The organism is Paenibacillus cisolokensis, assembly GCF_050481165.1.
In the GTDB taxonomy this organism is placed as follows: Bacteria; Bacillota; Bacilli; order Paenibacillales; family Paenibacillaceae; genus Paenibacillus_AH; species Paenibacillus_AH cisolokensis.
In genome coordinates this window covers 26,400-48,366 of the sequence record NZ_JBCNFP010000030.1, presented here as the reverse complement: position 1 = coordinate 48,366, position 21,967 = coordinate 26,400, and the positions used below count along the sequence as shown (strand labels likewise).

General features: G+C 60.9%; 14 protein-coding genes. 7 read left to right on the top strand and 7 right to left on the bottom strand.

Annotated elements, in window-relative coordinates:
* Window positions 1-21 precede the first annotated feature (21 nt).
* Window positions 22-2,727 carry a family 78 glycoside hydrolase catalytic domain gene (locus ABEV74_RS05965; protein ID WP_430144326.1) on the top strand — a complete coding sequence of 902 codons (2,706 nt, stop codon included), beginning with the start codon at window positions 22-24 and terminating at the stop codon, window positions 2,725-2,727.
* Window positions 2,728-2,832: 105 nt separating this feature from the next.
* Here ABEV74_RS05965 and ABEV74_RS05960 read toward each other — a convergent pair whose 3' ends face one another.
* A complete protein-coding gene (locus ABEV74_RS05960; RefSeq protein ID WP_430144324.1) occupies window positions 2,833-3,330 on the bottom strand; it encodes a DUF1572 family protein in 498 nt (165 codons plus the stop codon).
* A gap of 383 nt (window positions 3,331-3,713) precedes the next feature.
* The gene (locus tag ABEV74_RS05955; RefSeq protein WP_430144322.1) at window positions 3,714-4,481 is read right to left on the bottom strand and encodes a sugar phosphate isomerase/epimerase family protein; all 768 of its coding nucleotides are present in this window, start codon (window positions 4,479-4,481) and stop codon (window positions 3,714-3,716) included.
* A 162-nt stretch (window positions 4,482-4,643) separates the two neighbouring features.
* Between ABEV74_RS05955 and ABEV74_RS05950 the strand changes: the two genes are divergently transcribed.
* The 3 genes from ABEV74_RS05950 to ABEV74_RS05940 all read left to right on the top strand — a co-directional run bounded on the left by ABEV74_RS05950 (window position 4,644) and on the right by ABEV74_RS05940 (window position 6,869).
* The gene (locus tag ABEV74_RS05950; protein WP_430144319.1) at window positions 4,644-5,456 is read left to right on the top strand and encodes a helix-turn-helix domain-containing protein; all 813 of its coding nucleotides are present in this window, start codon (window positions 4,644-4,646) and stop codon (window positions 5,454-5,456) included.
* 143 nt (window positions 5,457-5,599) lie between these two features.
* Entirely contained in the window at window positions 5,600-6,448 is an 849-nt protein-coding gene (locus ABEV74_RS05945; protein ID WP_062491315.1) for a sugar phosphate isomerase/epimerase family protein, read from the top strand.
* 193 nt (window positions 6,449-6,641) lie between these two features.
* Window positions 6,642-6,869: a hypothetical protein gene (locus tag ABEV74_RS05940; protein ID WP_062491313.1), complete on the top strand. Its 228-nt coding sequence runs from the start codon at window positions 6,642-6,644 to the stop codon at window positions 6,867-6,869.
* A 52-nt stretch (window positions 6,870-6,921) separates the two neighbouring features.
* On the opposite strand, the gene metE is transcribed toward ABEV74_RS05940, so the two are convergent.
* On the bottom strand, window positions 6,922-9,033 hold the full coding sequence (gene metE / locus ABEV74_RS05935; protein WP_430144316.1) for a 5-methyltetrahydropteroyltriglutamate--homocysteine S-methyltransferase: 2,112 nt from the start codon (window positions 9,031-9,033) through the stop codon (window positions 6,922-6,924).
* Window positions 9,034-9,204: 171 nt separating this feature from the next.
* Between metE and ABEV74_RS05930 the strand changes: the two genes are divergently transcribed.
* Complete coding sequence (locus ABEV74_RS05930) at window positions 9,205-9,762, top strand: DJ-1/PfpI family protein (protein WP_062491309.1); 558 nt, start codon at window positions 9,205-9,207, stop codon at window positions 9,760-9,762.
* An 859-nt stretch (window positions 9,763-10,621) separates the two neighbouring features.
* Here the strand turns inward: ABEV74_RS05930 and ABEV74_RS05925 are convergent.
* The gene (locus ABEV74_RS05925) at window positions 10,622-11,899 is read right to left on the bottom strand and encodes a phytanoyl-CoA dioxygenase family protein (RefSeq protein WP_430144313.1); all 1,278 of its coding nucleotides are present in this window, start codon (window positions 11,897-11,899) and stop codon (window positions 10,622-10,624) included.
* Between the two features lie 154 nt (window positions 11,900-12,053).
* Between ABEV74_RS05925 and ABEV74_RS05920 the strand changes: the two genes are divergently transcribed.
* Entirely contained in the window at window positions 12,054-12,965 is a 912-nt protein-coding gene (locus ABEV74_RS05920; protein ID WP_430144310.1) for an AraC family transcriptional regulator, read from the top strand.
* Between the two features lie 212 nt (window positions 12,966-13,177).
* On the opposite strand, the gene ABEV74_RS05915 is transcribed toward ABEV74_RS05920, so the two are convergent.
* Window positions 13,178-15,631 carry a GH116 family glycosyl-hydrolase gene (locus tag ABEV74_RS05915; RefSeq protein ID WP_430144308.1) on the bottom strand — a complete coding sequence of 818 codons (2,454 nt, stop codon included), beginning with the start codon at window positions 15,629-15,631 and terminating at the stop codon, window positions 13,178-13,180.
* 226 nt (window positions 15,632-15,857) lie between these two features.
* On the opposite strand from ABEV74_RS05915, the gene ABEV74_RS05910 reads away from it, so the two are divergent.
* Window positions 15,858-16,844, top strand: a complete 987-nt coding sequence (locus ABEV74_RS05910; RefSeq protein WP_430144397.1) for a LacI family DNA-binding transcriptional regulator — start codon at window positions 15,858-15,860, stop codon at window positions 16,842-16,844.
* A gap of 157 nt (window positions 16,845-17,001) precedes the next feature.
* On the opposite strand, the gene ABEV74_RS05905 is transcribed toward ABEV74_RS05910, so the two are convergent.
* Both ABEV74_RS05905 and ABEV74_RS05900 read right to left on the bottom strand, forming a co-directional pair.
* The gene (locus ABEV74_RS05905; RefSeq protein ID WP_430144305.1) at window positions 17,002-18,828 is read right to left on the bottom strand and encodes a UbiD family decarboxylase; all 1,827 of its coding nucleotides are present in this window, start codon (window positions 18,826-18,828) and stop codon (window positions 17,002-17,004) included.
* Between the two features lie 133 nt (window positions 18,829-18,961).
* Window positions 18,962-21,871 carry a family 78 glycoside hydrolase catalytic domain gene (locus ABEV74_RS05900; RefSeq protein WP_430144302.1) on the bottom strand — a complete coding sequence of 970 codons (2,910 nt, stop codon included), beginning with the start codon at window positions 21,869-21,871 and terminating at the stop codon, window positions 18,962-18,964.
* Window positions 21,872-21,967: the final 96 nt, after the last annotated feature.

The following is a 21,967-nucleotide window of genomic DNA, read 5'->3' as shown; positions in this document are numbered from 1 at the left end:
ACAAAGAGGAGGTAGAATACGATGTTGAACGTGATCGACCCGCGCTGCGAATATCGTCGCAACCCCATCGGCATCGGCGAACGCCGGCCCCGCATCAGCTGGCGGCTTCAGGGGGATCGCCGCGACGTGCTGCAGACCGCCTATCGGATTCAGGTATCGCTTGACGATGCTTTTCGGCAGATCGTTTGGGATTCGGGCAAGGTGGAAAGCGACGCTTCGACACATATCGAGCTGGACGGCCTATCCGTCAAGTCCCGAACCGTTTATTACTACCGCATACAGGCATGGGATAACGGCGGCGAAACGTCCGACTGGTCGGAAACGGCCTGGTGGGAAACGGGCTTGCTCGATTACCGGGAATGGCAAGCGCAATGGATTGCCTACCCGGAAGCGCATTTGGCGGCGCTTGGCGAAGCCTGTCCGATCTTCCGCCGGACGTTCGACGTCCGCGACGGCGTTGTCTCCGCCCGCATCTATGCCACCGCGCACGGCGTGTACGAGCTGCAGCTCGACGGCCGGCGCGTCGGCGACTGGTATATGACGCCGGGCTGGACGAGCTACAACAAGCGGCTGCAATACCAAACCTACGATGTGACGGAGCGGATGACGCCCGGGAAGCACGCCATCGGCATCGGCGTCGGCAACGGCTGGTACAAAGGAAATCTCGCTTGGTCGGACAGACGCAATATTTACGGCGACCGGTCGGCGGCGCTCCTCCAGCTTCATCTTGTGTATGCCGACGGCTCGGAGGAGATGATCGTCACCGACAGCGAATGGCGGGCCGCTCCTTCGGCGGTGCTGATGTCGGAGATCTATCACGGCGAGACGTACGACGCCTCGCTGGAGCAGCCCGGCTGGTGCTTGCCGGATTTTGACGATTCGTCATGGCTGGCCGCCGAGACGGTCGAATTCGACAAGAGCCGGCTGACCGCCCAATACAACGAGCCCGTCCGTCCGATCGAGACGATCAAGCCGATCGCGCTGCTGCGCACGCCGGCGGGCGAGACGGTGCTCGACATGGGGCAAAATATGGTCGGCTGGATACGCTTCACGGTTCGGGCGGAAGCCGGACGGGAGATGAGGCTGCAGCATGCCGAGGTGCTCGATGCGGAAGGCAATTTCTATACGGAAAATTTGCGGAACGCGAAGCAGACGATCACCTACCGCGCGAAGGGCGGGGAAACGGAAACGTACGAGCCGCACTACACCTTCCAGGGATTCCGTTACGTCAAGCTCGAAGGCTTTCCCGAGCCGGTCGAGCCGGAACAGTTCACCGGCGTCGTCATCCATTCCGACATGACGCCGACGGGCCGGTTCGCCTGCTCCGAGCCGCTGGTCAATCAGCTGCATCACAACATTTTGTGGGGACTCAAGGGCAACTTCGTCGACGTACCGACCGACTGCCCGCAGCGCGACGAACGGCTCGGCTGGACCGGCGACGCGCAAATGTTCGCCCGGACCGCCACATACCTGATGAATGTCGCGCCGTTCTTCGGCAAATGGCTGCAGGATCTCGCAGCCGACCAATTGGAAGACGGCGGCGTGCCGTTCGTCATTCCGAACGTGCTGTCCGAGAAGGAGCATTCGTCGTCGGCCTGGGGCGACGCGGCCGTCATTATCCCGTGGACGCTCTATCTCGTCTATGGCGACAAGCGCATACTGGAACGCCAGTACGACAGCATGACCGCGTGGATCCAATACATCCGCAAGCAGAGCGGCGACGAAGCGCTATGGAATACGGGCTTTCATTTCGGCGACTGGCTGGCGCTCGATTCCAAGCCGGGAAGCTATTTCGGCGCAACGGACAACGATTTCATCGCAACGGCCTTCTACGCCTACTCCGTTTCCCTGCTGCGGGATGCCGCCATTGCGCTTGGCAAGACGGCGGACGCCGAGGAGCTTCGCGCGCTGCACGAACGGATCGTCGCCGCCTTCCGTCGGGAATTCGTGACTCCGGCCGGCCGTCTCGCCGTTCCGACGCAGACGGCGCATGTGCTCGCCCTGACGTTCGGCCTGGTGGAAGGCGACGACCGGAAGCGGATCGGCGAACGTCTGGCGAAGCTGGTGGAGGACGCCGGCCATTTGACGACCGGCTTCGTCGGCACGCCGTACTTGAACCATGCGCTCAGCACCGCCGGACATCATGAAATCGCGTCCCGGCTGCTGCTGCGCACGGAATACCCGTCCTGGCTGTACCAGGTGACCAAAGGCGCGACGACTGTCTGGGAGCATTGGGACGGCATCCGCGAAGACGGTACCTTCTGGAGCAAGGATATGAACTCGTTCAATCATTATGCGTACGGCTCGATCGGCGACTGGCTCTACCGCGTCGTCGCCGGCATCGACACCGATCCTTCCGCCCCCGGCTACAAGCGGATCGTGCTGCGTCCGCAGCCTGTGGCGGGATTGACATGGGCCGACGGAGCGTTCGATTCGATGTACGGCGAAATCCGCTGCGCCTGGAAACTGCCGGACAAGCCGGACGGCGAAATCGAAGTGACCGTCACCGTGCCGCCGAACACGACCGCCACGCTGACGCTGCCCGACTCCGCCTCGCTGACGCCGGATGCGGTCACCGAGAGCGGAACGCCGCTCGACCGGGCAGCCGGCGTGCACGGCGTACGCCGCGGCGATGCGGGACTCGAGCTTAAGATCGGCTCCGGCACGTACCGGTTCGCCTATACGGCGAGCGCCGCAGCAGCGGCGGTTCCGGCCTCGCAAGCGTAAGATTTCGCGCGGCACGCGCAGAACCGCCCGGCAATCGTGTCCGATTGCCGGGCGGTTCGCCGTTTCGAACGCTGCGTCGGATTCCGCTTCAGGTTATGGCTCAGGTTACGGCTTCTTCTTGGGAATGCTGAGCGAATCCCATTGCCCGTTCCGGATCAGCTTGCCGATATAGACGATTTGTCCGACATGGTACCCGTAGTGAGACGCTTGCCGCTGGATCGCTTTGATGACCGTGTGCGCTTCGCCCCGGATACGGACCGTGCGGAGCAGATCGCTTTCTCCCAACTGCTCGAGCGCCCGGAACAGCGTGTCCCAGCCGCTTTCCCACAATCGGAGCAGCTCCTCCTTCGTCAGCGGTTCCCCTTCGAATTCCGCATCGCGCTGTCTCGTCGGCTTTTCGCCGTCCGTCGTCAAAAAATCGGTCCATCTCGAAATCATGTTGCCGTGCAAATGCTTGACGATGATGGCGATGCTGTTGGACTCGCTCGCGGGCGTCCGGTTCAATTCCTCGTCCGACAATCGCTCGATCGTGCGGTCGCCGATCCGCTTCGCGCTTTTGAACGTGCCGATCGCGCTCGTCAACAATTTCTGTCCGATTCCCATGCCGTCCGCCGCCTTTCATTTCCCGTTTGTTCCATTACAGCTTGAACGCCGGTATCGGCATAGCGGGCTCTCCCGTGTCATCATTGCAGTGACGGGGAAAGCCCTTTTTCCCGATCGGGAACATGCCCGCGTGCAAACGGCGATCCGGCTATTCGACATCGCTGCCGTCCAGGGCGAATTTCCCGGGAAATTTGTCCGATTGTTTCGAAGCTTGCCGGTTTCCGCCGTGTAGTTCGCAGCGATACCTGATTCTCTCCGCTCCCGGATGAGCATCGGCCGGCCCGGGATGAGCAGCGTGCAGCCGCTTCTTCCTTCTATCAATATACGAGCAATATACGAGCCCGAAGCATAAAGGGCCGCTTTCGCGGCCCAACAGCATTTTGCTATGCGGACAAATGTCCGTTGTTCTTCAGCCATTCGATACTCGTACGGACGGACTCGAGCGGCGGATTGGCGCAGCGGTCCTGCTCGACGACGAGCCATTCGGTGCCGGCTGCCGCAGCCGCGGCGATAATATCTTGCAGCGCCAGATCGCCGCGTCCGAGCTCGACCGTGTCGATCGGCTCGCCCGGAGCCCCTTTGCGGAAATCTTTCAAATGCAGCAGCGGCAGGCGGCCCGCATATTTCGCGATATAAGCAATCGGGTCCTGACCGGCGAACTGCACCCAGCCGATATCCATTTCCACCTGCAGCAGGGACGGATCGACCGTCTTGTACATCGCGTCGAAGATATAGTCATCTCCGATTTTGCCTTCGAATTCGAAATCGTGGTTATGATAGGCAAATACGAAGCCTTCCCGCGACAGCCGTTCGCCGTAGCCGCGGAATTTCTCGAACAATGCGCGCCATGCGGCTTCATCGCCCCGCTGTTCCGGCATCAAATACGGGCAGACGACATATTTCGCGCCGACCGTCTTCAAATATTCGATCTCTTCGTCAATATGATGCTCAAGCCGGTCCAGGCTGACGTGGCTGCCGAAAGCTTCCAGCTTCAATTCCCGGAGCAGATCGCGCATTTCCCCGGCCGACAGGTCGCCGTAGCCGGCAAATTCGACGCCTTGATACCCCATTTCCGCGACTTGCCGCAGCGTACCGGCAAAATCCCGGGCCGTGTCGTCGCGCACTGTGTACAACTGCAATCCGATTTTCATCTGCACTCTTCCTTTCGTTCGCCGCCGTCTGACGACAGGCGGTTTTTCAGTTTCCCTATTTCACTCCTCCATGTCACATTATTATAGTGGAAAAGCTGCTGCATGAAGATGTAGAATCTAATTATGGCATGTACAATATTGCTGCAAGATGGAGGAAGACCGATGCTGGCGACGGAAATATTGAGCTGCGCCTATTCATTCCACAGCCAGCCGTTTCAGGACGGTTATCCGAACGGGCTCGACTGCTACCTGTTCCGTCTGCAAACCGACGGCGGCTGCGAAGCGCTGGCGGACGGCCGCATGCAGCGGATCGAGCCGGGAGACCTGCTGCTGTTCAGGCCCGGAGACAAATATCAATTGATCGTATCGAAGCGGCAGGCGGAACCGGAAAGCGGCATCGCCAGCGGCGATTATTACGTCATGTGCCGGGGCGAATGGCTGGACGAATGGTGGAACCGCAAATCCCGGCCGCAGAAGACCAGGATCGCGCTCGACGAGCGGCTGCTGACGATCTGGCGGGCGCTCGTGCTGGAGAAGCGGAGGTTCGAAGAGGAAGACCGCGAAATGTCGGATTACTTGCTGCGCTCCCTCTGCCTCGGTCTCGACCGCGCCATCGCCACCCAGTCCGTGCTGCAAAGCCGGTCGTTCATCGCCACCCGGATGAAAAACTTCATCGACGAGCATGCGGCCCGCCCGTTCCGGATACGGGAAGTGGCCGACCATGTCGGGCTCAGCGTATCGCGCACCGTCCATCTGTTCAAGGAATGCTTCGGAACGACAATTATGCAGTATACGCAGCAGGTCCGGCTGTCGCTCGCCGAGGACCGGATGAAGTACAGCACGCTGACCTTGGAGCAGATTGCCGATACGTGCGGATTCGGGAGTTACTCCTACTTTTACCGCGTATTCCGGAACAAGCACGGCGTTTCGCCGGCTCATTACCGGGAAGCGGGCGGTCCCCGTTCCATGATGTAGGCAGTTATCGGTCGAAAGCGGCCATTGAGCCTCCCGGCGGTTTCCGCTACGATAAGAGAGTATCGGCAAAAGAGCCCTTGCCGAGCGATTGGCAAGAACGCATTGGTGTCGCCATTCTATTCGATCAGGAGGAATCGTTAACGATGATTAAAGGATTGACACGGGCCGGCGCAGGCGATGCCGGCAGTTTGAAGCAATTTGCGGAATTGGCGGCCAGACACGGCTTCGGCGCGGTCGACGCGAGCGGCGGCGAACTCCGTCAATGGGCCGAGGAAGCCGGACTCGACGCGGCGCTCGACGCACTCGACGCTATCGGCGTCCGGATCGGCTCCATCGGGCTGCCGGTTGAATGGCGGGAATCGGAAGAGCAGTTTCGCGCCGGACTGCCCAAGCTGGCCCAAGATGCGGAAATCGCCGCGCAGTTCGGCGTCACCGCCTGCTGCACCTATATCCTGCCGTCGACCGACGACAACGCGGCGCGTTTCATGGCCGTCGCCACCAGGCGGCTGCGCACCTGCGCGCAGCTTTTGGGCGCGTACGGCATCTCGCTCGGCCTTGAATTCGTAGGACCTCACCACCTGCGCACCCGATGGGCCAACCCGTTTATCTGGTCGATGGAAGATACGCTGGAATGGATCGCCGCCATCGGCGAGCCGAACGTCGGGCTGCTGCTCGACGCTTACCACTGGTATACGACAGGAGCGGATGAAGCGGCGATCGCCAAGCTCCGTCCGGAGCAAATTACGCATGTTCATCTGAACGATGCCAAAGCCGTGCCGGTAGAAGAAGCGCTGGACAACGACAGACTGTATCCCGGAGAAGGCGTCATCGACCTGGGAACCTTCCTGCGGACGCTGCATCGGATCGGGTACAAGGGCGTCGTCGCCCAGGAGATTCTCACGCCCGAACCGCCGCGGGAAAGCGCCGAAACGCTGATTGCAAGATCTGCGGAAGGATTTCGCAAAGCCTACGCGGCTGCCGGACTCGCCTGACGAAGCCGCAAACACCGTCTTCGCATCCGCAGCGGGCTGTATCCGTGCGGCCCGCATGCCGGACGTCCCGTATCCGTCCTCCGTGAAAAGTTCACTTTGATCACGAAACTGTAACCGCATTTTAATCAAATTTTAATTTAACGCCATTATACTGAAACGAAAAAAGATCACCGATCGGAGGAGTGAACGGGCGATGCGAACGATGATTGTGTTTCAAAATCAAAACATTCCGGTATACCTTTACGATAATAACACCAAAGCGCTGGACAAGCTGACGGCTATTCTGAACCGCAAGCTTGAAACCGGCAAAAAAGCGTTGCAGCGCTGCCTCCGGTCGCTCATAAGCGTGGAGATCAGCGGCAGCGAAGCGACGCTGCACGCGCGCAACGAGATGGATACGCTGACGATATCGTTGTACTGACCATCACATATCGCTAGGGCGGCGGATCATGAAGATCCGCCGCCCTTTGCCGTTATTTTGCCGCGAGACGAAATTCGTGCGCCGCTTCGCCGCCGGCGCTCGTTTCCGCAAGCGCGCCGGGCATACAGGCGGGACGATCGGGAACGTCCAGCCATATAAGATCGGCATCCATCGCTTTCAACGCATCCAGCATTTCGGTTTCGTCGCTGAAGCACAGCCGCAGCTCGATCTGCGTATCGTCTGCGGCCTGACCGGTCGCAAGCTGCAACGTCTCGCCCGCCCATTGCAAGTACCCGTCCCACTCCCGCTTCTTGAGCGGCGCCCCTTCGCGCAGCGCCGGTTCGTCGAGCTGCAGAACGCCGATGCCCGCCGCCTCCAGCGCCCGGATCTCCATTCGGATCGCGGCGGCCAGCTGGCCGGCCGCATCCTGCGACGAAATATCGGTCCGGACATAAGAGCGGTTCAGCAGCGTCAGCGGGCCGGGCAGTATCGCTTTTACCGGCCGATCCGCAATCGATGCGGCATATGCCGCCTCCTCGGCCAGTACCGGCGTCCGGTATGCGATGTCGCCGAACAAAATCGGCGGCTTCACGCAATGCGTACCGCAGGACTGCACCCACCCGCGCCCGGTGATCAGAAAACCGTCCAGCTGCTCGGCGAAATATTCCTCCGTGCCGTGCATCCCCGCTCCGCCGAGCTCCAGCACGTCCTGCCCGAGCTTCTCCTGCCGTCCGACCCATTCGGCGACATGGCTGCGCATGAAGACGAGGTACTGCTCGCGGCTCCACTCTCCGCTCCGCCAACGCTTGCGCGCGAGCCGCAGCTCCCGGGACTGCGTCAAACCGCCGGCGGCGGCCGATAACGGCGGCAGCGCGAGCCGCGCCTGCCGCAGCTTGCGCTGCCGCGCTGCCGTCGCCTTCCCGGAAGGCGCAGCGTCCGCTGCGCGGCTACCGGCACTGAGCCCATTCCGTTCCGGACAGCGCCGCAGCGCATCGGCCAACACCGCGCTGTCGGCAAGATCGAGCTTGACGGCTTGCCTGCCTTCCCGGATAGCGGTCCCTAATACGGCCAGCTCCTTCAGCTTCTCGTCGGCGAACGCGAGCGCCAGCTTGCCGAGGCCGTGCAGCCGTTCATCGCCCCGAACCGTCACCGGAACATGCTGCAAGCTGCAGGACGGCTGCAGCACCAGCCGCTCTTCGCCGACGATCCCGGCCAGCGTTTCCGTCAGCCGCAAAGCGGCGGACAGGTCGGTTCGCCACACGTTGCGCCCGTCTACGACGCCAGCTCCGAGTATTTTGTCCTCGGGAAAGCCGTTCGCCGCCAGTTCGCGCGCATGCCGGCCGCGATCGTGAACGAAGTCGAGGCCAACGCCGGCAACGGGCATTTCGAGCAGCGCGCCGACGTTGTCGACGGCGTCGAAATAAGTTTGCAGCATGACATTCAGCTTCGGCGCAGCCTGACGAAGCGCGGCGTACACTTCCTGAAGCAGCTTCCAATCCCCGGCCTCCAAGTCCCCGGCCAACGCCGGTTCGTCGAGCTGCACCCATTCGGCCCCTGCCGCTTCGAGTTCGCCGAGCAATTGAGCGTAGACAGGGACCAGCGTCCACACCGCATGCGGAACGCAGGCAGACCGGACGCCCTTCGACAAGCGGACGAACGTGAACGGTCCGATCACGACCGGACGCGTCGCCAGCCCGAGCTCGCCGCGCGCTTCCTCGAAAGCGTCCCGCCACGGATTGGCGAGCAGCTTCGGCCGGGTTCGCGCCGTCCATTCCGGCACGACATAATGATAGAAAGTATCGAACCATTGCGCCGTCTTGCAAGCCGGCACGCCGTCCACGCCGCGCGCCATGGCGAAGTAAAGCGGCATGCCGCCCGCATCCCGCTCCCGCAGCGGTTCGAACCGTTCCGGTATGATTCCGAATGCCAAGCTATGATCGAGCATCGTATCGTACAGCGAGAAATCGCCGGAAGGAATCCAGCGAACCCCGGCTTTTATCTGTTTGCGCCAGTTGGCAAGACGCAGCGCCTTCATCCGGACGGCCAGTTCGTCCTCCCGCAGCTCGCCTCTTTCATATTGCTCCAGGGCCATTTTCCATTCCAACCGTTCGCCGATCCTCGGATAACCGAGGCTGGCAAAGGTGCCGCAGTCGATTGTAGGCATGCTTCGATTACCTCCTTGTTTAAATAAATATACATTATTGCGTATATTAATACAACATTTTTTCCGCTGCCGCAGGCCTATCGGCGGATAGTCCGCAGCTCCTATCGTGTGATATGCTGATAATGAGGCGGATTTAGACCGCCCCAACATTTTCCGAAGGAGTGATCACCGTTGCCAAAGAAAATATTGCTGCTGACCGGAGACGCCGCCGAAGTGCTGGAAGTGTATTACCCGTACTACCGCCTGCTCGAGGAAGGGTTCGAAGCAGTCATTGCCGCGCCGACCAAAAAGGTGCTGCATACCGTCGTGCATGATTTCGTGGATGGTTGGGAGACATACTCCGAGAAGCCCGCGCATTTGTTAAAAGCGGATATCGCCTTTGCCGACGTTAACCCTTCGGACTATGACGGGCTGATCATTCCCGGCGGCCGCGCGCCGGAATATATTCGCGGGGATAAAGATTTGCCGCGGATTCTGAGCCACTTCCTGGAGCAGGACAAGCCGGTAGGCGCCATCTGTCATGCGGTCCAGGTGTTTGTCGCTCTGCAGGATACCCGCTATTTCGAAGGCAAAACGATGACAGCTTATACCGCGTGCCGCCCCGATGTGGAGCGTCTCGGCGCCCGCTATGCGCCGGATACGCTGCATGTGGACGGCAAGTTGGTGACCGGCCACGCCTGGCCGGATCTTCCGGGATTTATGCGGGAGTTTCTGCGGTTGTTCAAATAACGGGGCGTACGACAAGCAGGATGGCGGCCCTGGACGTTCGCGCCACCCCCACCGGGGGCCCGATTGCGAACCTCCAGGGCCTTATTCGCTCGCTCCACCGCCGCCGGGCGCCTGATTGTGCACCTCCTGGGCCTTATTCTCTCACTCCACCGCCGCCAGGCGCCTGATTGTGCACCTCCTGGGCCTTATTCGCTCACTCCACCGCCGCCGGGCCCCTAATCGCGCACCTCCAGGGCCTTATTCGCTCGCACCATTCCCGCTTTGAACTGATACCAGTCCCGAAATTGCTTGTGCTTACTTTACTTCGGCTCCGCGGCGGCTGGCATCCGGAAGATAGAAACCCTATAAAAGAACAATGCTGCAAAAATGCAGTTTTTTCGGATGTAAAATAACCAAAACGCGAAAATTGCTGCGATTATACAGTTTTTTTGATCCGTTCAAGCCAGACAAGCGAAAATTTCCAAAAAATACTGTATTTTTGCAGGATTTTGCTCCATAGTTATCTACTCGGGCCAAAATTCCTGCACTTTTGCAAGATTTTCGCCAAAGCAATCTGCCGGGAGACAGGGGCGCTGAAGGCGGGGCACACCGACGGACTGGAGACGATTTGACGGAGGACGAAGCGCACCGACGGACGGGCGACGATTGACGGAAGGCGTGGACGGTCTCAAGCGGAAACGACTCCGTCGTCCCTGTCTAAGGACCGATACTGTTTCGCGGTGAAATCAAAAAACAGCCGGACAAGGATGTTCCTTGCCCGGCTGTTTCTCGTTCCGGCTCCCGCCGTGGACAGCGGAGACGAGCCGAAAGCGACACGTTTCGGGAGTGTCGGTCAAACAACAGGCGTTCCGTGCCGACGTCAGCAAATTTTGTCTTTCTGCCAGCGGATCGATTCGTCGAATTCGGTAACGGCAAGCCGCTCTTTCTGCCAGTAATACTGCAGCTCCGGCCGCTGCCACCCCTCGTAGAGATCCGCCCAGGAGAACGGGCCGTGCGGCAGCAGCGATGTGCGGTCGACCGGCTCGGAGGCCGGCTGATATCTCATGTCGCAAGACAGCCGGATGCGGCGGGGCGTCAAGTTGGGCAGCGCCTTGTGTACGGTCAGGCTGTGGAAGGTGATGATATCGCCCGCCTCGTAATCACCTTCCGCCCATTCGTAGCCGAGCCCGCACAGAATCGATTCCAGGCCGCCCGCGCCGGGATGGGCCGTAACCCCGAGCAAGCCCGCCTTATGGCTGCCGGCCAGCACCTTCAGCCCTCCCAGCGATCTCGGCACGTCGCCGAGCGGAATCCAGCACGTCCACGTCTCGGTCGTCCCTTGAATATGAAGATAATCCTGATGCGACGGCGTAACGTGCGTGTTGCGGTGCGGCAGCATAAGCCGGGCGATGTTGCGCGGATGGACGAACGGACGCTCGTCGAACAGCATCTCGTACAGCGCCAGCAAGCGCGGCTCGTGAGCAAGTGCGTGAAACGCTTCCAGCTTCTGCGTCTTGCGGTACAGCTCGAACGGTACGCCGACGCCGTTCCAGTTGGCGTCCGTCTCGTCCAGCCGGTGAACCGCCCTGACATTCGCGATGCCGTCGATCCGCTTTCTGTCGCGATGCAGCAACCCGGCCTCATCCAGGATGGCCAGCATTTGGTCCCGAACGTCCATAATTTTGTTGCGATCGATAAACCGTTTGAAGAACAGGTATCCGTCTTCTTCCGCTTTCGCCCGAAGCCGGTCCGGGTCGGCCAACAGCGGAGTCGCATCCTCGAAGGTCAGAGTCGACGGTTTGCGGGCGGCATCCTCATCCTCGAAGGCCAGGGTCGACGGTTTGCGGGCGGCATCCTCATCCTCGAAGGCCAGAGTCGACGGTTTGCGGACGGCATCCGCATCCTCGAAGGTCAGAGTCGACGGTTTGCGGACGGCATCCTCATCCTCGAAGGCCAGAGTCGACGGTTTGCGGACGGCATCCTCATCCTCGAAGGCCAGAGTCGACGGTTTGCGGACGGCATCCGCAGCCGGCGAAAGCGGATCGGCCGATTCGATGCCGGAAACGGGAGCAGACGCAAAAGCGGGCGAAGCGGCGTCCGACGGTCCCGACGGCCGTAAACCGGAATCGTCCGGCGCAGGACGGCGAAGCACATCCATGCTCGCACACCTCCTTATCATTTATCCGTTGCCGTTCTTTCCACTCCAGTATATGCTTGACTTGAAAAGGAGTCTTTGCGCGTCATCGATGAAAATGTATCATTCGCCGACTATAACGGCATCTAGCTCTAGCGAAAGGACGGTGCCAAGCCGCATGCGCGAAGCGTCACGCCGATTGCCGTCGCTCCCCTGGCGGGAGCTGGCGCCTGTCGTCGGCTATGCGAATCGGCTCGAATGCCGGCCGGGGGAAACGTTTGGCCCCCGCTGCATATCGGATTATCAGCTGCTCTATGTGGCGGAAGGCAAAGGCGAGGTCACGGTCCAGGAAACGGCGCGCCAATGCGAGGCAGGCGATCTGTTTTTCTACGGCCCCGGCGTTCCTCACCGGATTCGGGCCGACCGTAGAGACCCCTTCGTACTTTACGGGGTCCATTACCTTTGGCAAGGACCGTTGCCCGAGCCCGGCCGGCCTCCGCAAATCACCATTCGGCAGCTCGGCGCCGCCGAAAAGCTTCCCTATCGGGACAACCGCTTCTTGATTGGCGAAGACATGACGGGCGACTCGCTGCTGCTTGACGGCCACCGGCGCGTTCCGCCGAAGCGGTTCGAGCCGTTCTTCGCCAGGCTGGCCGAAGCGTGGCCGTCCCAGCGCGCCGCTACGCCGCTGCTGCTTCGATCGCTATTGACGGAGCTGCTCGTCGAGCTGCACGCGAGCGCGGCAGGCGGGGACGGTGAAGGAGACGGCCCGCTCGTGCAGCGGCTGGCCGAGCGGCTGAGGCGCCACGCGGCGGAAAGGTATGACCGGGATTGGTTGTCGGTCTGGACGTCCTATCACCCCGATTATATATCCCGTTTATTCCGCAGCCGGATGCGGCAAACGCCGTACGCGTATTTCATGTCTTGCAAGCTGGAGCTGGCGCGGGAAGCGCTTGCGCATACCGGAGAACCGCTGGCCGCAATGGCCGAGCGGCTCCGCTTCTCTTCCGTCCATGCGTTCACGCGCTGGTTCGTCCGCCAAACCGGCATGCCGCCAGGACGCTTTCGCCGCGCGAGCCGCACGATCTGAGCGCAGCCGGAAGGAACAGCGGCAAGGTCAGAGGACGATACGGGCCGGTCCTTGCCGAAGTCCAAAGCCGCAGCAGCCCAGGCCGATTGCGCCATCGCTGTGCCGGGACGATATCGGCCAGCCGCAGCATATCGAGAACACTTCGACACCGCCTCCGGATTAAGGCCGGCCTCGTAAACAACGCGGCCATCGAGCGATGGCCGCACAAACCGTTACGGCAGGACAATCTCCCGGCCGCACGCCCGGACGGCGATGCCGGAAGCGTCACCGTATAGCACCTGCACGTCGAACTCGTACTCGCCGCTATCCGGATTTTTCCGCTGCGAGCAGGTGCCCCAGGCACGTCCTGTGCTCCAGAAAAAGCTGCAGTCGCCCTCGCTCACGACCGGGTCGAACGACATCGTCTTGCGCGGCATGCGGAATCCGCTAAGCGCGACGAGCATTCCCCAGCTCGCCATGGAGCGCGCGTAATGATTGCCGCATTCCACCTCGTTCCACGGATTGCGGCGGTACCCGTCATGCCGGTCGCGAACGGCTTTCACGATCGCGAGTCCCTCCTCGACGAATCCCTCGTAAATGAGATGGGTCGCCACTTGATATTCAATGCCGGTCCATACTTCATCCGAATAGACGAACGGGAGCTTCGGCCGCCCGCCGTTTGGCCACGAGCAGAGCAGCAGGCCTTGCTCGTCATTCAGCACGTACGTGCGCTGGCAGTTGGCGTGATCGCCGAAATCCGTCCTGAAATTGTATTTGTAGACCGCACGGATCGCGCTCTTCACCTTGTCCTCCGGCAGCAAATAGCCGAGACCATACAGATGAGCGAGCTGCTGTCCGAGCAGCTGGTCCGACAGACAACCAAGGCCGTGCTGATATTTGTAGGCATTGACGTCCTCCAGCCGCTGAACGTAATATTCGCCGTTCCACAACAGCTCGTCGAGCCGCTTCGCGCTCTGCTCGAAGACGGACGCATAGGTGCGCGCGGTCTGCTCGTCGCCGAGATAGGAAGCCATCTCCTCGCCGGCCCGAAGCGCGCCCAGAAAGACTACGCCGGTCAACGGGTTCGGTCCGTAAAATTCAATGTCATACGTGTTATGCTGCACGCCGTCGAGCACCAGGTCGCCGTCGGTATCCCAGTGGATCAGCGCAAAGGCAAGCGTTTTCCGGACAGACGGCCACAATTGCCGGAGAAACGCGTCGTCCCCGGACAGCTTCCATTCCCGGTAAACGCGCATGACGGCGCCCATCTGGCCATCGACGGCCGCCGGCGCCGGCCGGCCGTTCATTTGCCAAACGTTATCAAACATGCCAAACGCCCGAAAATTCATCTTGCCGTCCTCGCCGACTTCCTCCAGAAATTCGGTTCGCCGCATGTTCTGCTCCAGCTCGGGAAACAAAAACGCGAGCGTTTGCGCATAGTTCCAGACATGAGTGCAATTGCCTTCACAGCAGCCCGCGTTATCGAAGCAGCCTTCATAGCCGAGAAAACGGCCATCCTGAAGCCGGAAGCAGGTCGTGCTCCGGAGAACCGTGATGTTGGCGGACAAGGCATCGAGGACGAAAGCCGGAAGCGAGCTTGCGAACAGCGCTTCGTGAAACCGTTTCGTATCCCGTTCCAGACGGGACCTGTTGCGGGCGAGATAGGAAGCGGCCGACCAGGAGCTGTCGAACTTGACGGCGTAGTAATTGCGGGTCAGCTCTTTGCCTTGCTCGCGTACGCGGACATGATCGTTCCAGCCGTTCAGCCGGTTCGGAAAATACCAGGACAGAATAAAATCGAACGTTTTCGTCTCCCCCGGCGCCAGCGTTTCATAAATGCCGATCGTTCCCGTATCGGTCTTCCCGTCTTCCGAAGGCGTCTCATAGCCGAGATCGGTCAGCCGCCCGTCCTCCTTGAAATCGTCCCAAAATTCCTGTAAAAAATCGTACCAGGCGCCGCGCAGCCACGCGCGCTTGCAGGTGATGTTCGGGCTGACCGCGATCAGTGACATATTGCCGTAATCGGCGTCTTCCGGCGCAAACTTGCCGCTGCCGAAAAACAAACCGGCGAACGCTTCCTCGCGGCGGAAGACGTTCTCGTTTTGTCCGCTGTTGGACAAAGCCATATTGCCGAACGGATCGTACTTGACGCCCCCGACCGGATTGATCATCGACCCGGCAATCGTCACATCGACGGAACCGCTGGTCGGGTTCGTGACGCGGTACGTCAAATAGGCGCCCGGAATGCTGGAATCGTCGACGTTCAGCGGAATAAGCGGCGTATAGGCTTCCAGGCTGACCGCAACCGGCAAGTCCTCGTCTTCGAAATCGATCCGGACAAGCGGGTATTCGCCGCGCATCGCCGACTTGTGCAGGCGCGGAAGTCCGGCCGCCGTATTCGGATGATAGCCGTGGGACCTGTGGTAAGGCGGAGACAATCGGGATTCCAGCACTTTGGCGACCGGGTCGCGCCCTTCCTGTCCGGCCCAAATGGCAAAAAACGTGTTCGGCAGAAAGACCCCCTTGCCCGGACGATTGAATATTTCCCAATCCCGCAGTTCCCCCCTGCTGCCGAGCGAAACGTTGCCCGTACCGATGCCGCCGAGCAAAAAGGCAGCTTCCCTGGCATCGCCTGCGAATGACCGCTGCGCGGCGGAACGCTGCCGCTGCGCGATGGAACGAACCATCTTTCGACGCCTCCCTTTCTTCTCCGTTTTCCCCTTCCGTTCACGTGCACGAACGCTGGTTTTATGACTTCATTGTAGCAGCGGAAGGGTCGATTGTAAACGTTTACCAACGAATATGGAGAAAGATTTTTCCCGATCGTTCACGTGAACGGTTGACCTCGCTCCGATTCTGTAATACGATCGCGGTGACAGCGACAGACAAAAACGAAGGACGGGTTTGACGTTGATGAAGGTTACGAGCAAACAAATCGCGGAAATTTGCGGCGTGACTCGGGGAACGGTCGATCGCGCGCTTCATAACCGTCCGGGCATTCATGCGGCGACGCGCGACAAAATATTGAAGGTGGCCGCCGAGCTCGGCTACCGCCCCCACTTTCTCGCCCAAAGCCTCGTAAAAGGCCGGACGAAGACGCTCGGCGTCATTTTGTTCGATATTCATAACCGCATTTTTGCGCAGCTCTACCATTCCTTTGAGGCGGAAGCGAGAAGGCGCGGATATGTCGTTTATTTGGTGCTGTCGAACAAAGACAAGGAATTGGAGATTCAATACATCAACAGCCTGCTGGACCGTCAAGTGGATGGCATCGCGATCACGCCGGTCAATTTCGGAGCCGAATTTGCATCGCTGCTCGCAAAGGCGCAAGCGCCGGTGGTGACGTTCGGCAACCGGGTATCCGCCGATATCCCTTTCGTCTGGATCGACGACAGACGGGCGATCGCGGAGTCCGTCAGGCATATTTATGCGAAAGGCTACCGCAGCCTGATCTATGTGAGCCCTCCGCTGCGGCTCAAGGGGAAGCAGAACATCGGCACGCCGGAGCAGCGGCATCTGGGACTTCTGGACGCATGCGGGGAGCTCGGGGATCTTCGTGCGACCGTCGTAACCGATCGGGATTTCGTCCCTGCAGTTGTCCGCGCGCTGGAAGAGACGGAGGGAAAGCCGGCTGTTCTGTGCAGCAGCGACGTCTATGCGCTGGAGATTGTGCGCGAATTCAAGCAGCGGAACATCCGCGTGCCCGGGCAAGCCGGCGTAATGGGCTTCGACAATATCGATACGCTGCAATATGTCGATCCCCCGCTTGCTACGGTGGATTACAACGTCGACGAAATCGGCAGGCTCGCGGCGGAGCTGCTGATCCGGCGGATCGAGGGGCAGGTCATCCCGCCGCGGACGAATGTGCCCCATCGAATTGTAGACCGCGAGTCCCTGTGAGCCGGCCAAGACAACGATTGCGTCCATTAGCCGATCTCCCGGCCATGCGAAAGCGGAAAAGGCGTCCGGCGCAACGCCCGGCCGAGGAGCCCGGCGTCCGTGCCGAGAAGCCCGGCGTCTCTTATGCCGAGGAGCCCGGCACACGTTCCGTGGAGCGCTATCCGCCGAATCCTTCGAGAACGGCCCCCTTGACGAAGAAGCGGCCGATGTTCTTCTCGACCTGCGGATCGGGAACGAGCGGCGGCGCATGATGCGGCTTCGCGCGCGCGTCGATAATGACGTTGTCGCAGCACCAGTGCTTGTTTTCGTAATAGCTGTTTACGCCGTAAATATCATGGGAAGGGTTGCTCCGCGTAAACGTCGCCCACAAAAAATTCGACATGGAACGGCTTAAAAATTCGCTGTCGTCGCACAGCACGATCATCGGGCAGCTATCAAGCGGCCCTTTCCCGCGAATCGCCTCGCACAGCTCGTACAGCTCCTTATGGGCGTTCCCGTAATTCGTAAACGCCGGCCCTTCAATGGCCGCGATTCCCGGCATCACGAGCCGGGCATGTCCGAATCCTCTCAGTTCCTTCAGCGCCTCGGGCGGCTCGGTGCACAGCTCCCGCTTCTTGTCGCCGTACGCGGCGAACACGACTTTGCTGCCGCTGTTAAGTCCCGTGCCTGAATAATCGAGCGTGTCGATCGTCGTATTCGTGTAAAAATGAATGTCCCGGCGCAGGTCGATCCGCTCCAATATATAGGTCAGAAATTCAGTTTCCCGATGCGTATCCAGAGGCCGCTCGTCCTCCGCCGTAATGAATAAAAATTTGGCCAGGCTGAGCTGCCCCGTGCCCAGAATCCGGTTGGCGATCGTCAGCAGCTCGGCCGGTTGCTTGGTCGGAAGATACGGCGTGTAGCGTTCGCTGCCGATCGCCAGCAGAAGCGGATGGACGCCCGCCGCGTCCACGGCGTGCACTTCCTTGACGCCCGGGATTTCCTGCTTGATCGCATCGCCCGTCAGTTCGTGAATAATCGCCCCGAACGCGGTATCCTCCTGAGGCGGCCGGCCGACGACGGTAAACGGCCATATGGCGTCAGGCTTGGCGTATACTTTATGCACCCGCATGACCGGGAACGGATGAATCAGGCTGTAATAGCCCAGATGATCGCCGAATGGCCCTTCCGGCTTCGTCTCGCCCGGATACACTTCCCCCGTAATGACGAAATCGGCGTCGCGGCTGATGCAATAGCCGTCGGCATAGCTGTAGCGGAAGCGGCGGCCGGACAGCAGGCCGGCAAACATCGTCTCGCTCAAGCCTTCCGGCAGCGGCATGACGGCCGACAGCGTATGCGCCGGGGGGCCGCCGACGAAGACGCTCACTTTGAGCGGAGCGCCCTTGCGTCTCGCTTTTTCCTGGTGGATGCCGATTCCCCGATGAATTTGATAGTGCAAGCCGATTTCTTTGTCCTGCACATATTCGTTTCCGCTTAACTGGACGCGGTACATCCCGACATTGGCTTTCATGATGCCCGGCTTGTCCGGGTCCTCGGTATACACCTGGGGAAGGGTGATGAAGGCGCCGCCGTCATCCGGCCAATGATGAATTTGCGGCAGATCGGAAATCCGGATTTCCCGGTGCGGCAATTTGCCGTTCGTTTTCATGGGCAAAGCGTTCAAGGCCGCGAGCCCGGCTCCGACATGGCGGAAAGGCTGCTTTAACGCTTTGAACGGGTCGTTCCGCAGCGCAATGACGCTGCGCGCGGCGTCCCACGTTCGGCGGAACAGAAATTTGCTGCGCTCGACGGTGCCGAACAGATTCGATACCGCCCGGTATTTCGAGCCTTTTACGTTTTCGAACAGCAGGGCGGGGCCGCCGGCCGCCTGGACCTTCAAATGGATCGCGGCCATTTCCAGATAAGGGTCCACTTCCTCGCGAATGCGGATTAAATGCCCGTGTTTCTCCAAATCGATGATGCATTGTTCCAGATTGCGGTACATCGGTATCAACGGCTCCTTTGTCATATTCCGCTTTCATTATACCAGAGGGAGAGGTCCGTTTCCCAAGCCGTTTCCGGCGCACCGGCAAACAGCCCTGACGGCGCTCGCCCAAGAGCTCCGTCAGGGCTTTCCATTATGGCGTCATGCCGGCGGCCGCCGCAAGCGGCGAAGGCCGCGTCGCGGACCGCGTGACGCTGCCGCTCAGGCCGTCCGGGATGCGGATGTCGAGCTCTACATCGTCGGGCGCGGATACGTGCAGCTCCATCCGGCCGCCGTCGATGCGCCAGCTCACTTCGATCCGGCCGCCTTGCGGCAGCGGAACGGCGCCGCGCGCCCACTGCAAGCCGCAAGGCTCGGGCGCGACGGCCGCCCGCTTCCAGCCGTCATCGAGACGCCGGATGCCGAGGACGACGGCGCCGAGGAAGTAGCCCGGCGCCGCCGACCAGGCGTGACAATGGCTGCGGGTTAGCTGGTTCGGATTGGCGCGGTTTTCCGAGAAGTTCGGGTACATCTCCCAGCAGGTGGTCGCGCCGTTTTCGATCATCATCCCGTAGCTGTGGCGAATGTCCGCAATCATACGATCGTATTGGCCGGAACGGACGAGCGCTTCGTAGTAGAAGAACGACATGAACGGGCTGCCGATCTGCACGAAGGATGCCGGCGGCGCGACGAGATAGCCTTCCAGCCGCTCCTTGCGCTTCCCTTCGGCGATATCGCACAAATAGGCGACGACCTGGGTTTGCATGCTGAAGGTAGCCGAACGTCTGCCGTCCGCATGAATGCAGTCGAGATAGGCCTGCCGCTCCTCATCCCACAGCTGGCCGTCGATCGCCTTCCGCAGCGCGTCCGCCCGCTCGGCAAGCGGCGCCGCTTCCTGCGGCACGCCCGCCGCGGCGGCCAGCCCGGCCGCGTCGCGCAGCGCCTTCGCCAGAAACATGTTCTGGTGCGTGACGATGCCGTCGTTCGGCTGATCGATCGGCGCCCAGTCGAGCAGATTCCAGCCTTTTATATCGAGCAGGCCGCGCTCGCCGATATGCCGCAAATAATGCGTCAGCGTATGCCGCACCGCCGGCCAGATGCGCGCGGCGAACGCGCGGTCGCCGGTATGCGCCGCATATTCCGCGCAGGCGGTTACCCAGAAGAACGTCCAGTTCGGAATGACGCTGTTCCAGGCGCTCGGCACCTGGTCGACATAAAGCGGCGTCATCTCTCCCGAGCCCGGCACGAGGTTCAGGCACCGCTTTACGATATCGAGCGCTCCGAATACGTAGTAATTGACAAGCGCCTCGTTGCGGCTGTCGCCGACCCAGAACACCTGCTCATACGACGGGCAATCGACGAACGTGTCCTCCATGCACAATAGCGTCGTATGGCGGCTGATTTCCCAGATGTCGTTCAGCAACGCGTCCGAGCTGCGGAAATAACCGTTTTGCGCCACCGGATACGCGCTCTGGTTGACGAATACCCGATGCAGCCGCACCGGCGCAGACGCCCGCCGGATCGTCACGACGAGGTAGCGGAACCCGCGCCTGACCGGCGATATATATTGCTGACGGCCGCCTCGGCAGATGTAGCGGATCGTATTGTCGAGCCCGTACGTATGCTGCCGGTAATCGTCCTTCATATATTCCAGGCCGTACAGATCGATGACCGTCCCTTCCGGCGCCTCCGCCTCGAAGCCGATAAACCCGCTCCATTCTTTGCCGAAATCGATCACGAGCTCGGTGTCCATGCCGTCGAAGCGCGGCACGACGGCCGGCTCCGGCGACGCCTGGACGCAGCGGTCGAGCTCCGGCGGCACCGCGTAGGACACGGCGGCCGTCCGCCATACGTTCGAGCCGAACACATCGTCCTCGCTGTACATCCCGCCCGGCAGCGGCCGGACCCATTCGCGGAACGATTCCAGATCCCGTTCGTGCTTTATGCCCTTCGCCCGTACATAGTCCGGCTGTTCCAGATCGAGCGGTTCGACGCCCTGATGATCGATGTCGATCGTATAGTGGAACGGGCCGACGATGGCGAACGGCGTATCGTTGCCGGCCGCTGCGGCCGCAGGGGAGCGCAAGACGAACGGGCTCGCGCTGTCTGCCGCGATATGAAAGCTTCCGCCGTGATCGCCGCCGGATACGTCAATCAGCACGAAGTGATCGCCCGCCGCCAGTTCGAGATCGCAGTATCGCTCGGGCTGATCGCCATACCAGCCTCCGCAGAGCCGACCGTCCACCCAGACGCTCGACACGCGCCCGTTCGGAAAGCCGAGCGTCAGCTTGCCGCTTTCGCGCATCGTCAGCACCGTTGCGAGAAATCCGGCATATTTGACGCGGTCGGCGTGATTGGCGCTGTCCGGCAGCATCCCGTTGCGCACATCGAGCGCAGCGGCCCATCTCGGCGGCTTCACCGCCTGAAGCGACGCGACGCGCGAAGGATAGACCGTTTCCTCGGTCAAAAACGGGATGTCGCGCGGGACAAGCTTCTTCCACGGGCCGCTTCCGACCGGTCCGACGATGTTCGCGAGCGGCCAGTCCGCATCGTCATAGTCCGCTTCCGTCCACCGTTCGTCCCATTTGCGCGCGTCGTAAATATCGGCAAACCCTTGCTGGCAAGACATGCGCGGGGACCGTGGGTCCTGCGCCGCCAGCCTGGACGTCCGCCACGAGCCGTCGGTCGCCGCCAGCGTCCCCGTCCTGCCCCCGCCTTCGAGCTCGGCCAGCAGCCCGCCCCGGCCGCGAATATAGTAGAAGTTGGCCACGCCGAAATGAAGGACAAGCACGGCGATCGCATTCGTCCGTCCCGGCTTGAGCAGGTGGCCGATATCGTACGTGTCGTAAAACTGCTCGGCGGGCCAGGACCGCACCGGACCGCGTCCGGCACGCTCGCCGTTCACGAACAGCACGTATCGGGAATCCGCGCTGATATGCAGCCGGGCGCCGTTCTCGCCTCCCTCCGGCACATAAAACGTTTTGCGGAAGCAGCGCCATTCGTTGCGCGGGCTTACCTCCTCTCCGCCCCAAATCCATTGCGCCGACCATTGCCTTCCGGCCATTGAGCACACTCCTTCCGATTGTCTGAATGGTACGCTTTGCTTCTCATTCTACTTGTTCCCTGCGGCAGAAAAAGCGGCGATTGCGACAACGAAGGA

What these genes read in the sequence shown, in the direction of transcription:
- ABEV74_RS05965 (WP_430144326.1), top strand. Translation starts at nt 22, where the DNA reads ATGTTGAACGTGATCGACCCGCGCTGCGAATATCGTCGCAACCCCATC.
- ABEV74_RS05960 (WP_430144324.1), bottom strand. Translation starts at nt 3,330, where the DNA reads ATGGGAATCGGACAGAAATTGTTGACGAGCGCGATCGGCACGTTCAAA.
- ABEV74_RS05955 (WP_430144322.1), bottom strand. Translation starts at nt 4,481, where the DNA reads ATGAAAATCGGATTGCAGTTGTACACAGTGCGCGACGACACGGCCCGG.
- ABEV74_RS05950 (WP_430144319.1), top strand. Translation starts at nt 4,644, where the DNA reads ATGCTGGCGACGGAAATATTGAGCTGCGCCTATTCATTCCACAGCCAG.
- ABEV74_RS05945 (WP_062491315.1), top strand. Translation starts at nt 5,600, where the DNA reads ATGATTAAAGGATTGACACGGGCCGGCGCAGGCGATGCCGGCAGTTTG.
- ABEV74_RS05940 (WP_062491313.1), top strand. Translation starts at nt 6,642, where the DNA reads ATGCGAACGATGATTGTGTTTCAAAATCAAAACATTCCGGTATACCTT.
- metE (WP_430144316.1), bottom strand. Translation starts at nt 9,033, where the DNA reads ATGCCTACAATCGACTGCGGCACCTTTGCCAGCCTCGGTTATCCGAGG.
- ABEV74_RS05925 (WP_430144313.1), bottom strand. Translation starts at nt 11,899, where the DNA reads ATGGATGTGCTTCGCCGTCCTGCGCCGGACGATTCCGGTTTACGGCCG.
- ABEV74_RS05920 (WP_430144310.1), top strand. Translation starts at nt 12,054, where the DNA reads ATGCGCGAAGCGTCACGCCGATTGCCGTCGCTCCCCTGGCGGGAGCTG.
- ABEV74_RS05915 (WP_430144308.1), bottom strand. Translation starts at nt 15,631, where the DNA reads ATGGTTCGTTCCATCGCGCAGCGGCAGCGTTCCGCCGCGCAGCGGTCA.
- ABEV74_RS05910 (WP_430144397.1), top strand. Translation starts at nt 15,858, where the DNA reads ATGAAGGTTACGAGCAAACAAATCGCGGAAATTTGCGGCGTGACTCGG.
- ABEV74_RS05905 (WP_430144305.1), bottom strand. Translation starts at nt 18,828, where the DNA reads ATGTACCGCAATCTGGAACAATGCATCATCGATTTGGAGAAACACGGG.
- ABEV74_RS05900 (WP_430144302.1), bottom strand. Translation starts at nt 21,871, where the DNA reads ATGGCCGGAAGGCAATGGTCGGCGCAATGGATTTGGGGCGGAGAGGAG.